General features: G+C 69.4%; 11 protein-coding genes and 1 pseudogene. 7 read left to right on the top strand and 5 right to left on the bottom strand.

Features of this window, described 5'->3' with window-relative positions; translation table 11 throughout:
* Positions 1–203 precede the first annotated feature (203 nt).
* The gene (locus tag HZS56_RS01275) at positions 204–2,189 is read right to left on the bottom strand and encodes an N-6 DNA methylase (RefSeq protein WP_216718745.1); all 1,986 of its coding nucleotides are present in this window, start codon (positions 2,187–2,189) and stop codon (positions 204–206) included.
* A 166-nt stretch (positions 2,190–2,355) separates the two neighbouring features.
* On the opposite strand from HZS56_RS01275, the gene HZS56_RS01270 reads away from it, so the two are divergent.
* The 4 genes from HZS56_RS01270 (at position 2,356) to HZS56_RS01255 (ending at position 12,383) form a co-directional block, all read left to right on the top strand.
* Positions 2,356–3,297: a serine/threonine-protein kinase gene (locus tag HZS56_RS01270; RefSeq protein ID WP_216718744.1), complete on the top strand. Its 942-nt coding sequence runs from the start codon at positions 2,356–2,358 to the stop codon at positions 3,295–3,297.
* A 104-nt stretch (positions 3,298–3,401) separates the two neighbouring features.
* Complete coding sequence (locus HZS56_RS01265) at positions 3,402–4,664, top strand: serine/threonine-protein kinase (RefSeq protein WP_216718743.1); 1,263 nt, start codon at positions 3,402–3,404, stop codon at positions 4,662–4,664.
* Positions 4,665–4,806: 142 nt separating this feature from the next.
* Positions 4,807–8,070, top strand: coding sequence for a DISARM system SNF2-like helicase DrmD (gene drmD / locus HZS56_RS01260; RefSeq protein ID WP_216718742.1), 3,264 nt, complete (start codon positions 4,807–4,809; stop codon positions 8,068–8,070).
* On the top strand, positions 8,067–12,383 hold the full coding sequence (locus HZS56_RS01255) for an Eco57I restriction-modification methylase domain-containing protein (RefSeq protein ID WP_216718741.1): 4,317 nt from the start codon (positions 8,067–8,069) through the stop codon (positions 12,381–12,383). The genes drmD and HZS56_RS01255 overlap by 4 nt, the downstream gene beginning before the upstream one ends.
* Positions 12,384–12,467: 84 nt before the next feature.
* On the opposite strand, the gene HZS56_RS01250 is transcribed toward HZS56_RS01255, so the two are convergent.
* Both HZS56_RS01250 and HZS56_RS01245 read right to left on the bottom strand, forming a co-directional pair.
* Entirely contained in the window at positions 12,468–12,674 is a 207-nt protein-coding gene (locus HZS56_RS01250) for a DUF397 domain-containing protein (protein WP_216718740.1), read from the bottom strand.
* Positions 12,671–13,525 carry a helix-turn-helix domain-containing protein gene (locus HZS56_RS01245; protein WP_216718739.1) on the bottom strand — a complete coding sequence of 285 codons (855 nt, stop codon included), beginning with the start codon at positions 13,523–13,525 and terminating at the stop codon, positions 12,671–12,673. The genes HZS56_RS01250 and HZS56_RS01245 overlap by 4 nt, the downstream gene beginning before the upstream one ends.
* 226 nt (positions 13,526–13,751) lie before the next feature.
* Here HZS56_RS01245 and HZS56_RS37925 point away from each other — a divergent pair, with 226 nt between their 5' ends.
* Entirely contained in the window at positions 13,752–14,702 is a 951-nt protein-coding gene (locus HZS56_RS37925) for a hypothetical protein (RefSeq protein WP_253913537.1), read from the top strand.
* 68 nt (positions 14,703–14,770) lie between these two features.
* Here the strand turns inward: HZS56_RS37925 and HZS56_RS01235 are convergent, their stop codons facing one another.
* Both HZS56_RS01235 and HZS56_RS01230 read right to left on the bottom strand, forming a co-directional pair.
* Complete coding sequence (locus HZS56_RS01235) at positions 14,771–14,977, bottom strand: DUF397 domain-containing protein (protein WP_216718738.1); 207 nt, start codon at positions 14,975–14,977, stop codon at positions 14,771–14,773.
* Positions 14,974–15,831 (bottom strand): helix-turn-helix domain-containing protein, encoded by an 858-nt coding sequence (locus HZS56_RS01230; protein WP_216718737.1) that lies wholly within the window; start codon positions 15,829–15,831, stop codon positions 14,974–14,976. The genes HZS56_RS01235 and HZS56_RS01230 overlap by 4 nt, the downstream gene beginning before the upstream one ends.
* Positions 15,832–16,022: 191 nt before the next feature.
* On the opposite strand from HZS56_RS01230, the pseudogene HZS56_RS01225 reads away from it, so the two are divergent.
* Together HZS56_RS01225 and HZS56_RS01220 are read left to right on the top strand one after the other, a co-directional pair.
* A pseudogene (locus tag HZS56_RS01225) lies at positions 16,023–16,563 on the top strand (ATP-binding protein).
* An 83-nt stretch (positions 16,564–16,646) separates the two neighbouring features.
* Positions 16,647–18,575: a hypothetical protein gene (locus tag HZS56_RS01220; protein ID WP_216718736.1), complete on the top strand. Its 1,929-nt coding sequence runs from the start codon at positions 16,647–16,649 to the stop codon at positions 18,573–18,575.
* Positions 18,576–18,588 lie beyond the last annotated feature (13 nt).

Genomic DNA, 18,588 nt, shown 5'->3' with positions numbered 1-18,588 from the left:
CGACACCGCCCTGCTCGCCCTGCAGTCGCCGCTCGCCAACGCCGACGTCGAGAGGACGCTGCGCCAGGCTCCGGCGAGACGTTGTGCCGCAAGGTCACGGAGCACAGGACAGTGAGCCGACCGGGCGGACGCGCGCCACGCGGTCGGCCGAATGCCGAGGTACGAGCGGCGCTCGATCTGCTTCTGGAGGACCTCGGGTGAGGTCAGACGTCGAGCCCGCCTGCGGCGAGCAGATCGGATACGTCGTTCACCAGTTTCCTGCCCGCGCCGTCGGCATCGACGAGTCGTGTCTCGAAGTCCCTGAGGCTCCGGAAGACCTCGGCGTACGCGGCCTGTTCCGCCAGAGGGAGTTGGAGAACCTGCAGGCGCCGGATGTCGACCCGTGACGAACTGGAGGCGTGGGTGCCTGCCTGACGTCCGTTGGACGGCGCGCGCAAACAGCCGGCCAGGAAGTGGGCGTCCAGCTTCGCCGGGTCCACCCGCAGGGCGTGCAACTGCGGCCCCAGGGCCGTCGGAGGCCCCTCGTGAACCCAGGCCTTGAACGCCCGCACGACACCGGCGACCACGACATCACCCTCCTCGGCGATCACAGGCGCCGATTCGGCGGCGACGAATCCGCTGGGAGCGCCGTCCGCCAGCAGGTCGGCAACGGTGAGAAGGGGCACGGAGTTCTGGCCGGATGCCACCGCACCGTCCAGTGGCTGCTGCCCGGCGCGCAACGACAGAGCGCAGGCCTTGACGAGGTCCCCGACACCGACCGTGGTCTGTGGCCTGTCGCCGTCGAACTCCAGTTCCGCCAGGCTCTCGGCCCAACGGCCCAGGTCGGTCAGCGTCGATCCCACTTCTTTCCAGACCGTTGAGAGCTCCGGGCCGGACGGCTCGGTACTCACCGAGGTGTAGCGCCCGGGCGTGACGTCCACCTCGTCGTCCAGAAGATCGATGAGGGGAACCCGGACGGCGCCGTCCGGCAGCTCCGCGTCCGAGCGGTCGAGGGCTTGCAGCGCGGAGAGGACAAAGGCCTGAAGCGGCTCCCAGCCGGGGCCGGACTCCCGCCCGCCGGTTCGCGCGAAGCGCGTCGCGTCGACCAGTAGCGCGTCCTGGCCGGGCGAAGCCGCCCCCGGGCCCTCGGGAGTGGCTCTGAGGATCCACAACTGGAGCGAGACGCTGTGCGGTTGAGCGCTGCCGGGCGGGAGAGCCACCACGGCTCGGAGTGCGCCGGTACGCAGCAGGGAGCCTCTGATGCGTCGGCCGGCCTTGCGTGAGGCGACCGCGGGAGGCAGGACGACGACGGCTGTCCCGCCAGGCTCGAGGCGGGCGAGCAGGTGCTGCACCCAGGCCAGTTCCGGCTCGGTGCGTGGCGGGAGACCGTACGTCCAGCGCTGGTCGGTGGCGAGTTCCTCGTAGCCCCAGTCACGTTCGTTGAACGGCGGATTGCACAGTGCGACGTCCGCCCGCACATCGGCGAACGGGTCCTCGCGCAAAGAGTCGGCCGTGGCGATCTCCGCGCGGACGTCGTGGTCGTCCCCGACGAACGCCAGGCGGGCGGAGGCCAACGCGGCGAGTGAGGGGTCCCGCTCGCACGCCAGCACCCGCACACCCGGACTCGCGCACTCCTGCACGGCAGCTGCCGCCAAGTGCCCGGTGCCGCAGGCCGGGTCGAGGACAGTGAGTCCGTCGTCGAGCCCGCCGACGCGGAGGTCGAACCCGATCCGTGCCATCAGGGAGGCGAGCGGCGGAGGCGTCGTGCTCAACTGACGCACATGGGTCTCGAGCCACCGCTGGAGCAGGAACTCGAACGTCTCGCGCGCCCCCTCGTTCCGCCCCAACTTCGCTGCCTCGACCGCTAGCCGTTCGGCCTCCGCGGAGAGTTTCACCCGCGAAGAGCGTGCGCGTGGCGAACGCATGCGGTGCGCCGCCTCGGCGATGGCCAGGCCCGACTCGTCCCTGCTGCCGAGCACTTCGAACCGGGGCCACAGAAGCTCACGCCCCGCGATGCTGTCGAGCTTGCCGTTGTCCCGCAGCCACTGCTCGACCTCCGCCAGGGAGAACTGGGGACTGACGTCCGTGCCCCCGATGCGCGTGGGGAAGGAGCCGTGACGCCGCCGCCAGTTGCTCACCGCGGCACGTCCCACCCCGGCGATCCGGGCGATCTCGGCAAGGCTGACGGGTACGGAACCGGTTGTACTCATCGACAAACTCCGAGGTGCTGGGGACGTGCGTACGGGCCGGAGTGCCGACCGGTGGCAGGCGGGTCTCTGCAGTGGGGCTGCACATGAGAGGCTACTACGCTCATTGACTTTGTTCACAGTGAAGATGCCTGCGTGCGTTGTGTGGATCATGTGGAGGACGGGCCAAATGCAGAAATTCACGCCTGGGGCAGTGCTCATGGACCGCTACCAACTCACATCGGTGCTCGGCCGAGGGCTGATGGGCCACGTGTGGCAAGCACGGGACATCCGCCTGGAACGGCCCGTGGCCGTGAAAACGGTCGCCGCCGACCTGCTCGCCGTTCCCCCGAGCAGGGAAAAGGCCCTGCGGCGATTCCGGCGGGAGGCGAAGGCCGCGGCGCGCCTCCACCACCCCAACACGACCACCGTCTTCGACGCGTCGATCACGGACGGCACCTGCTGCCTGGTCATGGAACTGATCGAGGGCACCACCCTCGAATTCCTCTTCGACCAGCAGGACGACGGCCGGTTCGACGTGCCCGCGGCCGCGGCCGTCGCGGCCCAGCTGTGCGCCGGCCTGTCGGCCGCCCACGCCGCCGGTCTCGTCCACCGCGACCTCAAGACCCAGAACATCATGGTCCGCGGGGACGGCGTGGTGAAAATCCTGGACTTCGGGCTGGTGAAGGTCCTGGGCGACACCGACCCGCGGCTGACCATGACGGGCGAGAGCATCGGCAACATCGCGTGCGCCTCGCCCGAACTGCTCACCGGGCAGGACCCGCTCGACGGACGCAGCGACCTCTACGCCGTCGGCTGCCTGCTGCACCACATGCTCACCGGCGAGACCCCCTTCGCCACGGACCAGCCGGCCCTGCTGGCGACCCACCACCTCACCTCGCCGCCGCCCGTGATCGAGGACTCCGGAGTGGACGTCCCGCGCGGCCTGCGGGAACTGGTCACCGCCCTGCTCGCCAAGCGACCGGACGACCGCCCGTCCCGCGCGGCCGAGGTGTACGCGGCCCTTGCCCCCTACCTGCCGGCCCCCGACCCCCGGCTGGCCGTCCGGCCCGGCCCACCGGAGGACCCCCGCCGCCCCTTCCTGGTCCCGCAAGGCCCGAGCCTTGCGTGAAGGGTGCGAAGATGACCCCACCGACCGGGTGCACGAGCCGGCCCCCGGACACAGGGGAGTGAAGGGCGCCACGGGCGCCGGGACTGGAACTGGGGACGGGCGCGATGCGGCGAAGCCTGGGACGTTACGAGCTCACCCGGGAGCTGGGCCGGGGCGGCATGGGCGTCGTGTGGGCGGCGCACGACCCGGACCGCGGCGGCGAGGTCGCCGTGAAGCTCCTCGCGCCCAACCCGGGGGCCGCGGACTTCACCTCCCTGGAGCGCCGCTTCCTCCGCGAGGCGAGTCTCACCAGCCGCCTGCGCCACCCGGGCATCCCCGCCGTCCACGACCACGGCAGCCACGAGGGCCGGCTCTACCTCGTCATGGACCTCGTCCCCGGCCGGGCTCTCGACGCCGTCCTCGAGAGCGACGGCCCGCTGTCCGTCGAGCGCGCCGCGGCCATCACCCGGCGCACGGCCGAGGTGCTCGCCTACGCCCACGCCGAGAACGTCGTGCACCGCGACCTCAAGCCGTCGAACCTGATGCTCACCCCCGACGGTGACCTCAAGGTCCTCGACTTCGGTGTCGCCGCCGCCCTCGACCCGCAGCCCGGCGAGACCCGCTTCACCGCGGCGAACGGCACGCCCGGCACGGTGATGTACATGGCCCCGGAGCAGGCCGTGGGGGAGACGGTGCCAGCCAGCGACCTCTACTCGCTGGGCTGCGTCCTCTACGAACTGCTCACCGGCGACCCGCCCTTCGCCGCTGGCAGCCAGTTCCTGCTCTACCACCGGCACGCGCACGACCCTGTGCCACCGCTCGACGAGCGCCGCCCCGGCGTCCCGGCCGGACTGCGGGAACTGGTGGAGGCGCTGCTCGAGAAGAAGCCGCAGGACCGGCCCGCCTCCGCGACCGAGGTGGCCGCACGGGCAGCCGTCTGGGCACCTGCCCCGCCGCGCTCGCCGAAACCGGTGATCCCGCACCCCCGGCTGGCGGAGATCGACGGCGTCCGCCGGTCGGGTCGGCCCGCCCGCGCCCTGGAGGAGTACGGCGACCTCCTGGCCGACCCCGGCCTCGGCCGGGCCGATGTCCTCGCCGCCCGCGCCGGGCACGCCCTGTGCGTGGGCGGCCTCGGCCGCAGCCGAGAGGCACTGGACGAACTGAAGTCGGTCCTCGCCGAGCAGCGCAGCCTCCTCGGTCCGGACGACCCCGGCGTGCTGGACACCCGGTACGAGATCGCCGTACTGCTGGCCCGCACGGGCGAGCGCCACGCGGCCAGGGAACTGCTGAAGCGGCTGGCCGACGACGAGGACCGGATCCTTCCCGCTCCCGCACCCCGGCACGGGCGGGCCCGCACCCTGCTGGACCGGCTCGGCCGCATCGCGTGACCTGACTTGACCGGACCCCGATGGTTTCGTAATCTATGTTCACAGGCAATGCTGCGTGTTACGCTGCGACCGCGCCGCCCGGAGGGGAGACAGGACACTGTCTACGGACGGCCGCAGGAGACACCCGAGGGGAACAGCGCCCATGACGCCAGCAGCCCAGCGCGACACCGAGCGGACAGAGGCCGAACAGCTCCCCGAGGAGGGCAACCTCGTCGAGGTGCGCGGCCAGTCCTGGGTGGTCGCCCGCGTCGAGCCGTCCCAGGCCCCCGACGCTCCCGGGGCCGGCGACGGCGTCGAGACGCGCAGGCCCGCCACCCTCGTCCACCTCCAGTCCGTCGCCGACGGCCGCTTCGGCGACACCCTCTCCGTCATCTGGGAGGTCGAACCAGGCCGCCGTGTCCTGCCCGCCGGCTCCCTCCCCGACGCCTCCACCGGCGCATACGACTCCCCGAGCCGCCTCGCCGCGTTCCTCGACGCGGTCCGCTGGTCCGCCGTGGCCTCCGCCGACGCCAAGACCCTCCAGGCCCCGTTCCGCTCCGGCGTCGCCGTCGAGCCGTACCAGCTGGAGCCGGTCTCCCGCGCCGTCGGCGCACCCCGCGTCAACCTCCTCCTCGCCGACGACGTCGGCCTCGGCAAGACCATCGAGGCCGGACTCGTTGTCCAGGAACTGCTGCTGCGCGGCCGGGCCCGCCGCACCATGGTCGTCTGCCCGGCCGGCCTCACCCTCAAGTGGCGCGACGAGATGGCCGAAAAGTTCGGCCTCGAGTTCACCATCGTCGACTCCGAGCACTGCGCCCGCCTGCGCCGCACCCACGGCACAGCGGCCAACCCCTTCCGCGTCCACCCGCTCACCATCGTCTCCCTGCCCTGGCTGCGCGGCCAGAAGGCCCAGCGGCTCCTCGACGAGGTCATCGGCGCCCCCGAGGAGAGCACCGACGGCGAGCACAAGCGCTTCTTCGACCTCCTCGTCCTCGACGAGGCCCACCACGTCGCGCCCGCCGCACCCAAGCAGGTGTACGCCGTCGACTCCCAGCAGACGAAGCTGATCCGGCGCCTCGTCCCGCACTTCGAACACCGCCTCTTCCTCTCCGCCACCCCGCACAACGGCTACCCCGAGTCGTACACCGCCCTTCTCGAACTCATCGACGACCAGCGCTTCGCCCGCGGCGTCGACCCCGACAGGGAGGCGCTGAAGGACACCGTCGTACGCCGCCTGAAGTCGACGGTCACGAACGCCGACGGCACGCCCCGCTTCCGCACCCGCGTCACGCGCGAGCTCTCCGTCGACTACACGCGGCAGGAGCGGGCGATCCACGAACTGCTCGGCTCGTTCGCCGAGCTGCGCCGCAAGAAGCTCACCCCGAAGGCCCGGGGCGGGCGCCGGGCGGCCGACCTGGTGACCCTGCTGCTGAAGAAGCGCCTCTTCTCCTCCCCGGCCGCCTTCCTGCACACCGTCCAGGTCTACCTCTCCCACCTGGAGGACACCGGCGGCCCCGCGCGCGGTCGCTCGGCCGCCGCCGAAGTCCCCGAGTGGCTCGAGGAGTTCGCCGACCTCGTCGCCGACCTCGACGACACCGGCCTGGTCGACGCCGAGGACGATGCCCTGACCCGCTCCACCTCCCTCACCCCCGCCGAGGACGGTCAGGAACTCGACCTGCTCCAGGAGATGGAGCGCTGGGCCCTCACCCACGAGGCCGCCCCCGACTCCAAGGCCGAAGCCCTGATCCGCGAGATCAAGGCCATCTGCCGGACGTCCGACGGCAAGCACTGGACCAACGAACGGGTCGTCGTCTTCACCGAGTACCGCGACACCCAGGAGTGGCTCCACGACCTCCTCCAGCAGGAGGAACTCACCGACAACGGCCGCGTCGAGCGCCTGCACGGCGGCCTGTCGACCGAGGAACGCGAGCGCATCCGCCTCGGCTTCCAGACCGAGCCGTCCCGCGCCGAGGGCAGGGTCCGCATCCTCCTCGCCACCGACGCCGCCGGCGAGGGCATCGACCTCCAGAACCACTGCCACCGCCTGGTCAACTACGACATCCCCTTCAACCCCAACAAGCTCGAACAGCGCATCGGCCGCATCGACCGCTGGGGCCAGAAGAAGGACCCGGAGATCGCCCACTTCATCGGCTCCGGCTGGCAGCAGGCCCAGGCCGGCTCCTACGAGGCCGACCTGGAGTTCCTCTCCCGCGTCGCCAAGAAGGTCGCCCGCATGGAGCAGGACCTCGGCTCCGTCAACGCCGTCCTCGCCGACGCCGTACAACGACGCATGACCGGCGACAGCGCCCCCGTCGACATCGAAAACGCCAAGCCCAAGCCCATCAAGGGCCGCCGCACGGGCGGCGACGTCGCCCCCGAGCAGAACGTCACGGCACAGACGAAGCGGCTCGCCGACCAGTACGAGGAGACGGTCGGCACGCTGGGCCTGACGCCGGTCAACGTCAAGCGCGTCGTCGACACGGCCCTGGCCCTCGACCACCAGCCGCCGCTCCTGCCGTCCACGGTCCGCGCCGAGGACTTCGAACCGGGCGACCTCTTCGACGTACAGCCCCTGTCCGGCAGTTGGGAGCGAGCAACCCGTGGCCTCGCCCACAAACTCCGCGAGGGCGAGCAGCGCCCCCTCGCCTTCTCCCCGTCCGTAGCCGCACAGGGCAGGGACGACGTGGTCCTCGCCCACCTCAAGCACCCCCTCGTCGCCCTCTCGACGCGCCTGCTCACGGCGGCCGTCTGGAACGCCGACTCGGTCGGCCTGAGCCGCGTCACCGCCGTCGTCACCGACGACCCGGCCGTCACCACGACCCTCGTCTCGGCGTACGCCCGTTACGTCCTCGTCGGCACGGACGGCACCCGCCTGCACGAGGAAGTCCTGTACGCGGGCGGCTGGTTCGGCGACACGGGACGCTTCCGCCGCTGGGAGTCGGTGGGGGAGCAGGGCCGAGTCCTGTCCCAGGCCCTCACCCAGGGCACGGAGGCGGCCCCGCACCTGCGCAGGGAACTGACGGAGGCCTGGCCCAAGCTCCGCGACCCCCTGTACCGCTCCCTGGAGGCACGCGCCGCCGAACTCGGCCGTCAGCTGGAGAGCCGCCTCGCCGACCGCAGGACGGAAGAGGAGCGCCGCATCACGGCCACCCTCGACCGCTTCGAGGCCACCCTGCGCGCGAAGCTCAAGGAGGAGGGTGACGGTGAAGGCGAACAGCTCGCTCTCCTCACCACCCACGAACTGACCGGCCACGAACGCCGCCAGTTCGAGGAGGACCGCCAGCGCTGGGACTACCGCCTCAAGGGCCTCCCCACCGAGCGCGAGCGTGAACTCGCCGCCATCGCAGCCCGCTACCGCGAGCCCCGCTCCCACCTCTTCCCCGCCGCCGTCGTCTTCGTGATCCCCGCAAAGGAAGCCCGCCGATGAGCCCTCGCCGTGCCATGAGCCGTGGACTAGCCGCCGCCAAGGCCCAGGCCGCCGACGGCCGCCGGCAGCACCAGGAGTGGCTGGACCTCACCGAGGTCTCCGGCCCCTTCCTCACGATGCCCGTCCTGCTGCGCGCCTGGCCCCAGCTCGACACCCTGGAGAAGGACGAACGCGCCCGCCTCCGCGCCCACCACGCCGACTGGCAGACCGACACGGTCGCAGGGCGGGACGCGTGGGTGGTTTACGTCCTGCGCCGCCTCCTGGGCTGGGACGACGCCCTGACCTTCCGCGAGGGCGACTCCGAGCACCACGGCCTGGACCGTCTCACCCTGCGGGTTGCAGAGCACAACACAGAGGTCCGCCCGGACTTCGCATTGGTGGAACCGGGCACCGACCTCGCCGCCGAGCCGGACGCGGACTCCGCCGCCAAGCGCGTACGACTGCTGGGCGTCACGGTCCCGGCGGGTACCGCGCCCACTGCGCGAGCGGGGGGTGGCGGCGACTGGGCGGCGGCTCCGGCCGACCGCCTGGCGCGTCTGCTCCGCCACCACGGCGTCCCGCTGGGCCTGGTCACCGACGGCCGCTGGTGGTGCCTGGTCTGGGCCCCGCTCGGCGGCGTGACGACCACGACGGTCTTCGACTCCATCGGCTGGAACGAGGCGGCGGAGCGCAACGTCGTCCGCGCGTTCGCGTCCCTGCTGAGCCGCCGCCGCTTCTTCGAATACGACGATGCCGAGACGTTGGTGGGGCTGTTGAAGGCGAGCCTCGCGGCCGGCGAGGACGTCACCGAGGCGCTGGGCGTCCAGGTCCGGCAGGCGGTCGAACTCCTCGTCGACGCGATCGGGCGGGCGGACGTGCGTGCCGTCGAGAACGGCGCGGCAGGACTGCACGCGTCGGGAGTGCCGGCGAGCGACATCTACCGCGGCGCGGTCGCGGTGATGATGCGCGTCGTCTTCCTCCTCTTCGCCGAGGAGCGCGGCCTGCTGCCGGCCGACAACGAGGTGTACGCCCGCTCGTACTCGGCCCGCTTCCTGCGCGACGAGCTGAAGGCACGGGCGGACGAGGAGGGAGAGACGTCCCTCGAGCACACCACCTCGGCCTGGCACCGCCTAATCGCCCTCTTCCACGCCGTGCACGGGGGAGTGGACCACCCCGGCTCCGGCTTCCGCCTCCCCGCCTACGACGGCTCGATCTTCGACCCGGACAAGTACCCGTGGCTGGAGCGCACCACCCCGCTCCTCCTCATCGACGACCGTACGGTCCTGCACATGCTCCAGGCCGTGCAGGAGGTCCGCGTCGGCAAGGGCAAGGACCGAGAAGTCCGCACGCTCAGCTTCCGCGCGCTGGACGTCGAGCAGATCGGCTACGTGTACGAGGGCCTGCTGTCGTACGACGGACGCCGGGCCACCGAGCACATGGTGGGCCTGATCGGCCCGGAGGGCCTGGAACACGAGGTCCCGCTGCGTGAACTGGAGTCCCTGGCGGCGAAAGCGGGTGGCTCGCTGTCTGTGCTGGCCAAGTCCATCCACGAGAAGTGGAAGGACCCCAAGCCTCCCGCGACGGCCGGCCAGTTGGAGAAGAAGCTCGCCCCACTGGGCACGGAGGAGTCGGCGGAGGCCCGTCGCCGCCTGAACGCGGTGACGAAGGACCCGGCGCTGACGGAGCGCCTGCTCCCCTTCGTCGGCATCCTCCGCGACGACCTGCGAGGCCTGCCGACGGTCATCCCGAACGGCACCCTGTACGTCACCGAGTCCTCACTGCGGAAGAACACGGGCACGCACTACACGCCCCGCTTCCTGGCGGAGGAGGTCGTGCTGCACGCGCTGGAGCCCCTGGTGTACGAACCGGGCCCCCTCCAGACGGCGGACACGGGGGAGTGGCGCCTGAAGTCGGTCGACCAGATCCTGGACTTGAAGGTCGCGGACATCGCGATGGGCTCGGCGGCGTTCTTGGTGGCGGCCTGCCGCTACCTCGGTGACCGCCTGATCGAGGCCTGGGAGAACGAGGGTCGCACGGACGCGATGGTCTACCGGGCAGGGCGTGCGGTGGACGCCGTGACGGCGGCCGACGCCGAGCAGGACCCGGTGGTGGTCGAGGCCCGCCGCCAGATCATCGAGCACTGCCTGTACGGCGTGGACATCAACCCGATGGCCGTGGAGATGGCCAAGCTGTCGCTGTGGCTGGTGTCGATGGACCCGGAGCGCCCCTTCACGTTCCTGGACGACCGATTGGTGTGCGGCGACTCGCTGCTGGGCGTGCATAGCATGGAGCAGCTCCAGTCCGTCCATATGAAGCCGCAGGGGCAGACCGACGTCCTGGCGGAACAGGCACGGCAGTTGGTGGACGAGCTGACGCACGAACGCCTGGCGATCACCGCCATCAAGGGCGTCGACCTGCCGGCGCTCCAGAAGAAACGGGAGCGGCTGGAGGAGGTCAACCGGCATTCGCGGCGACTGCGGTTGGTGGGTGACCTGATCGCGGGGGCGGCGATTGCTACTTGTGCTTCGGGTCGGGTGCCTTGGTACGAGGAAGGGGGCGGGGAGCGGGTCCGGGATCTGTTTCCTCATGCGGCGTGGATCGTCCAGCGGATTATGGAGGAGGGGGTCGAAGACGACTCCGAGGTGGTGCGGGCGGCTCGGGCGACAGCGGAGGAGTGGCTGGAAGCTGAGTTGCCGGAGGGGGGCTTGGTTCGGAAACCCGTTCACTGGCCACTTGCGTTTCCCGAGGTATTTTCTCTAGGGAAGGGATTCGATGCGATTGTAGGAAATCCTCCGTTCTTGGGTGGCAGTAAAGTTACAGGGGCGTTCGGTGAGGCTTATCGTGAAGAGCTCATCGAATACGTGGCTAGTGGGAAGCGAGGTAATGCTGATCTCGTCGCCTACTTCGCCCTGAGGGTTCATCAGCTACTGAATGTTAAGGGGCAAGCGGGGCTCATTGCAACGAACACGCTAGCTCAAGGCGATAGTCGCGAAGTGGCGCTAGATCAGTTGGCGAGTGGCGGTACCACTTTTCGGCGAGCGGTAAAAACTGCGCCATGGCCAGCGAGTTCGGCGGTGCTGGAATACTGTGCGATTTGGACAACTGGCTCTATGGGGGGTGACGCTATTCCCGTTCTGGCGGGTGTTCCAGCACTTAAAGGTATTTCAACTTCACTCACTCCTGTAACTCGCGAGTCATCGCTGGTTGAGCCTCTTGCGGCCAACGCTGGGATTTCTTTCACTGGGAGTAAGGTCGATGGTATCGGTTTCACCTTGCCGCGCGACGAAGCTGCGCGATGGATCGAGGAAGACGAACGATACAGGGAAGTCCTCTTCCCGTTCATCAACGGGAAGGATGTTAATAATCGGCCCGATCATGTATCGGATCGATGGATTATTGACTTTCATGACTGGTCGGAAGGTCGGGCTAAAGAATATCCGCTGGCGTACGCCAAAGCGCTTCGTGATGTGAAGCCTGAGCGGGACAAGAATAATCGCAAGGTCTATCGCGACTATTGGTGGCAGTACGCTGAGAAGCGCCCCGCGATGCTCACTGCTATCTCTGGCTTGCCAAATTGTATCGTGATGACTATCCACACGCCGACCGCTATGCCGGTTCTCGTGCCGACAGGGCAGGTATTTTCGCATGCACTGGCTTTGTTTGCATCCGGAGATCGCGCACTTCTCGCTCTGTTGAGTAGCGCTCCGCATTATTGGTGGGCCTTGGATCGTGGCTCAACAATCAAGGGCGATTTGCGTTATACGACCACCGATGTTTTCGAGACTTTGGTTCGTCCCCCTCTGTCGGAACGACTTCGTGAGGCAGGGGAGCGACTGCACTCGCATCGGCGGCAACTGATGCTCTCTCGTGGAATGGGGCTTACTGACACCTGCAACCTGGTCCACCAGTCAGAGTGTCAAGATCCAGAAATCATCGAACTCCGCCGAATCCATCAGGAGATCGACGAGGCCAGTGTTGAGGCATACGGTTGGCGAGACCTTCTGGATGACTCCGGGCACACTTCACCGGCTGACCCGACCCACGAGACCTTCCCCCTCGATCACGGCTTCCACGAGACCGACCAGGGGACCCGCTACACCATCGGGTTGCTGGCTCGGACCGAGATCATTGACCGGCTGCGTCAGTTGAACCACCAGACCTATGCGGACGAGGTGCACCTCGGTCTGCACAAGGGAGTGACGGAGAAGAAGGCCAGGGAGAAGCGCCCCGGCCTGCCCCCGCCCTCCCTAGAGGCCGTCCGGAAGCGCAAGGAACAGCTCGCTGCGCGAGGTGGGTCGGATTTCGGTGAGGGCGCCGAGGGCGCCCTCTTCTGAGTCGGCGGAATGACAACGGGCTGGTGCACGTCACCTCAAGTGACGTGAACCAGCCCGCTGTTCGCTCGGGAGTCCTGGTCGGCGTTATCCCGCTGTGAGCTCGACGAACGTCGCCCACTCGTCCCGGCCGACCCGCAGCATCGGTCCGTCGCCCGCAACCTTGGAGTCCCGTACGTACACGGCGTCGAGACCGGCGGCCACTTCCACGCAGTTGCCGCCCCCCGAGCCGCTGTAGCTGCTCTTGAACCAGCGCAGCCGGTCCACGTGCTCGGGTACCTGTTCCACGCTCATGTCTCCTCCACCAGCCGTTCGATCAGCCGCGCAGACTCGACGCCGTTCAGAGCCTGCGATCGCAGCTTGCCATACCGCAGCCCGAAGGCGCTGACCTCTGCTGACTCATGGACAACGCACCCGACTTCCTGGGACTCGATGTATCCGAGGTGCTGGTGCCCACTGGTCTCCAGCACCACGAACGGCCCGTTCAGACCTGAGTGGAACCCGGGAGCGGCCGGCATGACCTGCACCTCGACGTTGCGCAACGCACCGACGTCCAGCAGGCGTTGCCATTGTCCGCGCATGACATCCCTGTCACCAACCGGATTTCGCAGGGCCTCCTCGCCGATGATGAAGGACAGCTCCGCGAGCGGCACCCGTGTTAGCAGCTTCTGCCGACCCAGCCGCGCCTCCGTGTGCTGGTCAACGACTTCTTCGCCGAGCGGCGGGCAGTGCCCAGCAAACAAGGCTCGCGCATACCCTTCCGTCTGCAGCAGCCCCGGAACCAGCAGTGGCTCATGTTCGAACCTGCTCACCACCTCCGCCTCGATGACCGCGAAGTTGCGGAAGAAGCGCGGCAGCTTCGCCCGATCCACTTCGTCCTGGAGCACCTCCAGCACTCCACCCGCCTCCAGCACCCGGTCCGCCGCCCGCGTGAACGTCGCCTTCGCCGGCCGCCGCCCCTGTTCGACTGAGGCGACCTGCTCCAGCGAGTAGTCGATGGCCTCCCCGAGCTGCTGCTGGTTCAGCCCGGCCCGCTTCCTTAGATGCTGGAGCAGCCTCCCGTACGCCGCCCACGCGCCCGGCAGATCGCCCCCGCCCTCCTCCTTCGCCGCCTGACCGCTCCGCGTCTCCCGTACCGTGCTCATGCCTCACGCCCTTCCGTCCCGGAACGCACCCCGCCCACCGGCTGCCGCAGCCACGCTCAGCCCGCAGCCGGGGGACCTTGTCCAACGCGAGTCGTAGCGGCGTGGGCACGGCCCCAGGCCCGTACAAGGCTCGTACGGAAACCCGTATGACACTGTTCCCATGACCAGTAAGGTGGGGACCTTCGGACGGCGTCGGCCTCCGGAGTACCTGAGGTGACCGATCTCGATGACGCGCCATTCGACAAGTCATCACGCCGACGCCGCAGTGCACGAGGCATGGAGCGTGCCCGCCGCCGACCTCGCGCAAGGGCGCAAGGCACTGTGGTGGAGCGTCGGCCCGGCCGGTGAACTCTCGGTACTGCTCGTCCACCGGCGGTACTTGGAGCACATCCCCTACATCAAGGGGTGGGTTGGTTGGCAGCCGAAGGGCCCGTTCACCGGCGAGCTGGTCACCGTGACGGGACAAAGAGAGCGGCGCATCACGGTGGAGAACATCCAGGGCCGCCCCAGCCACCTGGCCCTGCTTCCGGACTCGCGGTTCCTGCTGGTGAGCGGACGTACGTCACGGAACAAGACCGACGGCCTCTGGGCACCCAACGCCGTGGTGTACTCCGCGTCAGGCACGCCGGACGGAGAGTTCTGCGTTGGCGACGACATCCCCGCACTCGTGACCGACCGCCACGGACGGGTCTGGACGACCTACGGGGACGAGGGCATCTTCGGGGGGCACCCCGAGTCCGGTGCCGGCCTCGCGGGCTGGGACACCGACGGCCGGGCGATCTGGCGTCTGCAGGACCGACTGCCCAGCTACCCACTGGAAGGCTGCACGGCCGCGACCGACGGTGACCAGGTGTGGCTGGTCTGGTACGCGGGCGGTAGGTTCGGCACCTTCCTGACCCGCATCACCCCGTCCACCGGCGAAGTGACGACCTGTCCCAGCCCCGTCCGTGACCCGGATGGTTTCGCGATCCGCGGCAACCAGGCGGTACTGACCCACCGCCACCACAACCAGCGCACCGTTGAACTCACTCGCGCCGAACTCGACGGCGCCACCTGGACGGTGACTGATCACCGCGTACTCGATGTACCCGGCCGGGTCGTCCTCCGATGCGGCCAAGGCCGTGACGGCATCCTCTGGCTCCGCACCGGCGACACCTGGCTGCGCATCGAGGCGTGACGGCCTCGACGCTTCGGCGACTTCCTCGGTGGCCGGTGTTTGTGCGAGTACGGCGGAAGCCGGTGATGTCACACGGCCGCGAGCGCCACGAACGCGGCCCACTCGTCCCGACCGACCCGTAGCACGGGCCCGTCGGCTACGGCCTTGGAATCCCGCACGCACACGGCACCCGGGCCGACGGCCACCTCGACGCAGTCACCGCCGTTGGTTCCGCTGTGGCTGCTTTTGAACCAGACGAGGCCGCCGGGCTGCTCAACGTGCTGATCGATGCTCATAGCTCCCCTGCCAAGCGCTCGATGAACCTGGCAGACTCCTCGGTGTTGAGGGCCTGTGAGCGCAGCATTCCATACTGGAGGCAGAACTCGCTCACCTCGTTCCGGTCAGAGCGGATGTTCACGATTCCCTGGGCCTCGATGGACACGAACTGCCGTCGTTCGACGGTCTCCAGCAGGACGATCTGGCCGTTGACCCCACTGTGCGCGGCCCGCTGGGTCGGCATCACCTGAACTTCAACGTTCCGCATGCGGGTGTGGTCCCGCAGCCGCGCGAGTTGCTCCCGCATGACGGCCCTACCACCCACCATCCGCTGAAGGGCGCCTTCTTCGAGGATGAACGAAAACACGACACACGCATTCCTGCGCGTCAGCAGGGACTGCCGGGCGAGCCGGGCGCTGAGGTGCTGCTCGATGGCCTCCTCTTCGAGGGGCGGGAAGTGCGCTTCAAGAAGGGCACGGGCGTACGCCTCCGTCTGCAACAGCCCCGGCACCAGCATCGGGTCGTACGAGAAGCGGCTGACCGCCTCTGCCTCCAAGGAGGCGAAGTCCTGGAAGAACAGCGGAAGTTTCGCCCGGTCCACGTCCTCCTGGAGCACCCGCAGCGCCCCGCCCGCCTCCAGCACCCGCTCCGCGGCCTCCGTGAAGGCCGCCTTCGCCGGTCTCCGCCCCTGTTCGACGGAGGCGACCTGCTCCAGCGAGTAGTCGATCGCCTCGGCGAGGGCCTGCTGGGTGAGGCCGGCCCGTTCACGGAAGAGACGGACCAGCTTGCCGTAGGCGCTCCAGGCCGCCGGACGTTCCGTGTCCGGTCCGCGCCGGCCGGTGGTCCCGCATTCTCGCTGGGTGGTCCTGCCCATCGCGCTCCCTCGTTCCGCGCAGCGTCCCGTCGTGAGCGACAACGACCGACCCGGTGTTCCGGCCACGCGCCCGCTCCCGTACACCTGCCGTACGAACCCGTACAGCGGCCGTACCGCATGACCGGGTACGGAGGTCCGACCTCGTCTCCGCTGTCCGCTGTCCGCTGTCCGCGTGACGGGACGGTAACCCTGTGAAGCCGACCAACATCAGAGTGGATCCGCCCGCCGGCGCCCCACACCTCACTGTCCGTCTCAGCAGCACCGCACGCGGAGCCCGTCTCGCCCGTCGCCTCGCCGGACAGCAACTCGCGGCCTCGGGCATCCCCGTACGACTCCGAGACGTCACGGGCCGTCGCCCTCGTCACGGCCGAGCTGGCGGCCAACGCGGTCACCCACGGTCGCACTCCCGGCCGGGACTTCCGCCTGACGCTGTTCCACCTGCCCGAGCACGGCACCGTCCGCGTCGAGGTGACCGACACCCGTCCGGGGCACCGCCCCCGCGACCCTGCGGCCGAACCGGCGGCGCCCGACGCCCCGTCGGGGCGTGGACTGCTGCTCGTCGCGGCGTACGCCGAACGATGGGGCTGCGAGGTGCGGGACGCGTACACGAAGACCGTCTGGGCCGAAGTGGCCCTCTCGCCGGCGTCCGTGTCGCGTCCCTTCCGCCGCGCTGCCGCGGAGGAGGACCAGGCGATGGCGGATCCGTCACGGCGATCTACTCTTGTGAACTGAGTGCATGGGGAAGATACTGTTCCCGTTCGCGTCGCCCGTGCCCGGCTGGGTGAAGACTTCCCGGGCGTTCCCTGCGAGGTTCCATGCTCGACCACCGTCTCGTACAGACAGCCGTGATCGGCAACAGCAAGTCCGACCACCCGGTGATCCTGCCCATGGAAGCCTCGGAGCTGGAGGTCTGGCGCCGGCGCCACCTGAAGTACACCTACTGGTGCGGCTATGAACTCGGTGGATGCGGCGGCAAGCTGATGGACCGCCTTTACCACGACAAGGTGTGCCACTTCGCCCACGTGGCCGGTGGACCCACCTGCGGACGTGCCGCCACAGGCGAGTCCAGTGCCGACCACCTGTTCATCAAGCGGAGCCTGCGCAGGCTGCTGGACAGGCACGGACAGCGGGGCGAAGTCCGGACCCGTGACCTCGGCTCGGGTCCCGGCGGCGCGGTGGACCTGCACCTGCCCGCCGCCCGCCGCAGGCTCCGCTTCCAGCTCTCGTCCCTCGACTACCGGAGCTGGCGCACGGCGAACCTCGACCTCGCCGGCGACGTCGACGAGGTCGACTGGTTCTTCGGCGCGGACGGGCCACTCACCGAGGAGATCCTCGCCCGTAACGGCTACACCCTGCGCTTCCGACTGGAAACCCGGGGCGGTGAGCGCCGCGTGTACATCGGCACCCGGACGCACGACCGGCCATCCGTCCGCTGGGACCCTCTGGAGGACTGCCGGATCGAGCAGGCCGGCCTGCTGGCCCCCTCCGCCGGGGCCACGCTGCCACTCGCCAGGCGGACGGAGCCGTTCACGTTCCCCCTCGCCGGCCCCCTCGTCTTCGCGCTGGACGAGGGAGCCGCCGTCCCCGACGGGTCACCGTTCGCCTCCGAGGGGCGGCGCCTGGTCATGGCGGACGTCAGACCGGCGGGCAGCCCCGTCGTGCGCGCGATGCTGTCCCTGCCCGACGACACCGCACCGCCGTCCGCAGCGCACGTCTACCGCGCCGTCGACCGCGCGAGCATGCTGGTTCGTGAAGGCGTCGACGGGTGGGCCGTCCGCCTGGACCGCTTCGTACGCCTCGACGCCCACGAGGTGGCCCGCACGGGCCTCGCCGGGGTGCTTCCCGCGCCGCCCGAGAAGAAGCCGGTGCCGGCACCCGGAACACGTAAGCCGGATCGACCGGCACCCGGCGCGCCCCCGCACGCGGTGCCGTCGGCGGCGGTCCGGAAGCAACAGCCGAAGGCAGACGCGGTGGCCCTCACCCGGGACCAGGCCGTCGTTCGTGTCCGCGAGATCCTCACAGACGCCGCGGCGGAAGGGCGCACGCTGCGCTGGCCTGACCTCCGAGCACAACTCGGCAAGCCGCTCCAGGGCATGTCGGAGCGCGAGCTGGTCGACTTCCTCGTCGAGGTCGACAGCCCGCTCTGGGACTCCAAAGCCGTCCTGTCGGTGCTGCTGCTCGGCGACAACGGCGGCCTCCTGTCCTCCCTGCCCGCGGTACTCCACCAACTCGGAATTGGGGGCGCCCAGGGCCTGTCGACCGATTCGCCGCCCCTGCACGCCTGGGTGAAGCAGGAGAGGGAACGGGGCATCGCACTGTATGGAACGTCACCACGTCTGGTGCCACGTCGGCGTCCCGTCACCGCTCCGACACGCACTCTCACCGCGCAGCAGTGGAGGGACGTGGGCGCGTCACTCAGAGGCGTTCAGCAGCACAAGACCAAGCAGGAGCAAACCACTGCCCGGCACGCGACTGCCGGAGAGACACGACAGGTCCGTGCGCTGTACGACCGCGTGGAGCGGAAGATGTCCGACCTCGGTGGCGCGTACAGGAGGACCAAGCGGACGAAACGATTGATGCGCCTCGCTCGCGCATGGCTGGCCCTCACCGCTCCGGAATCGGAGCTTCCCGCCAGCCGCTCCCCGGAGCATGGGCAGGCCCTCAGGACGAGCGCTGCCGAGCTGTTGGCAGAACTCAACGCAGTCGCAGCGGAGCTGCAGGCGGTGAAGACTTGGCAACGGTGATCAGCCGGCCCGC

The organism is Streptomyces mayonensis (assembly GCF_018982965.1).
GTDB lineage: Bacteria > Actinomycetota > Actinomycetes > Streptomycetales > Streptomycetaceae > Streptomyces > Streptomyces mayonensis.
Note: the sequence above shows the minus strand (reverse complement) of the source record. Positions and strands in the feature narration are given on the sequence as shown.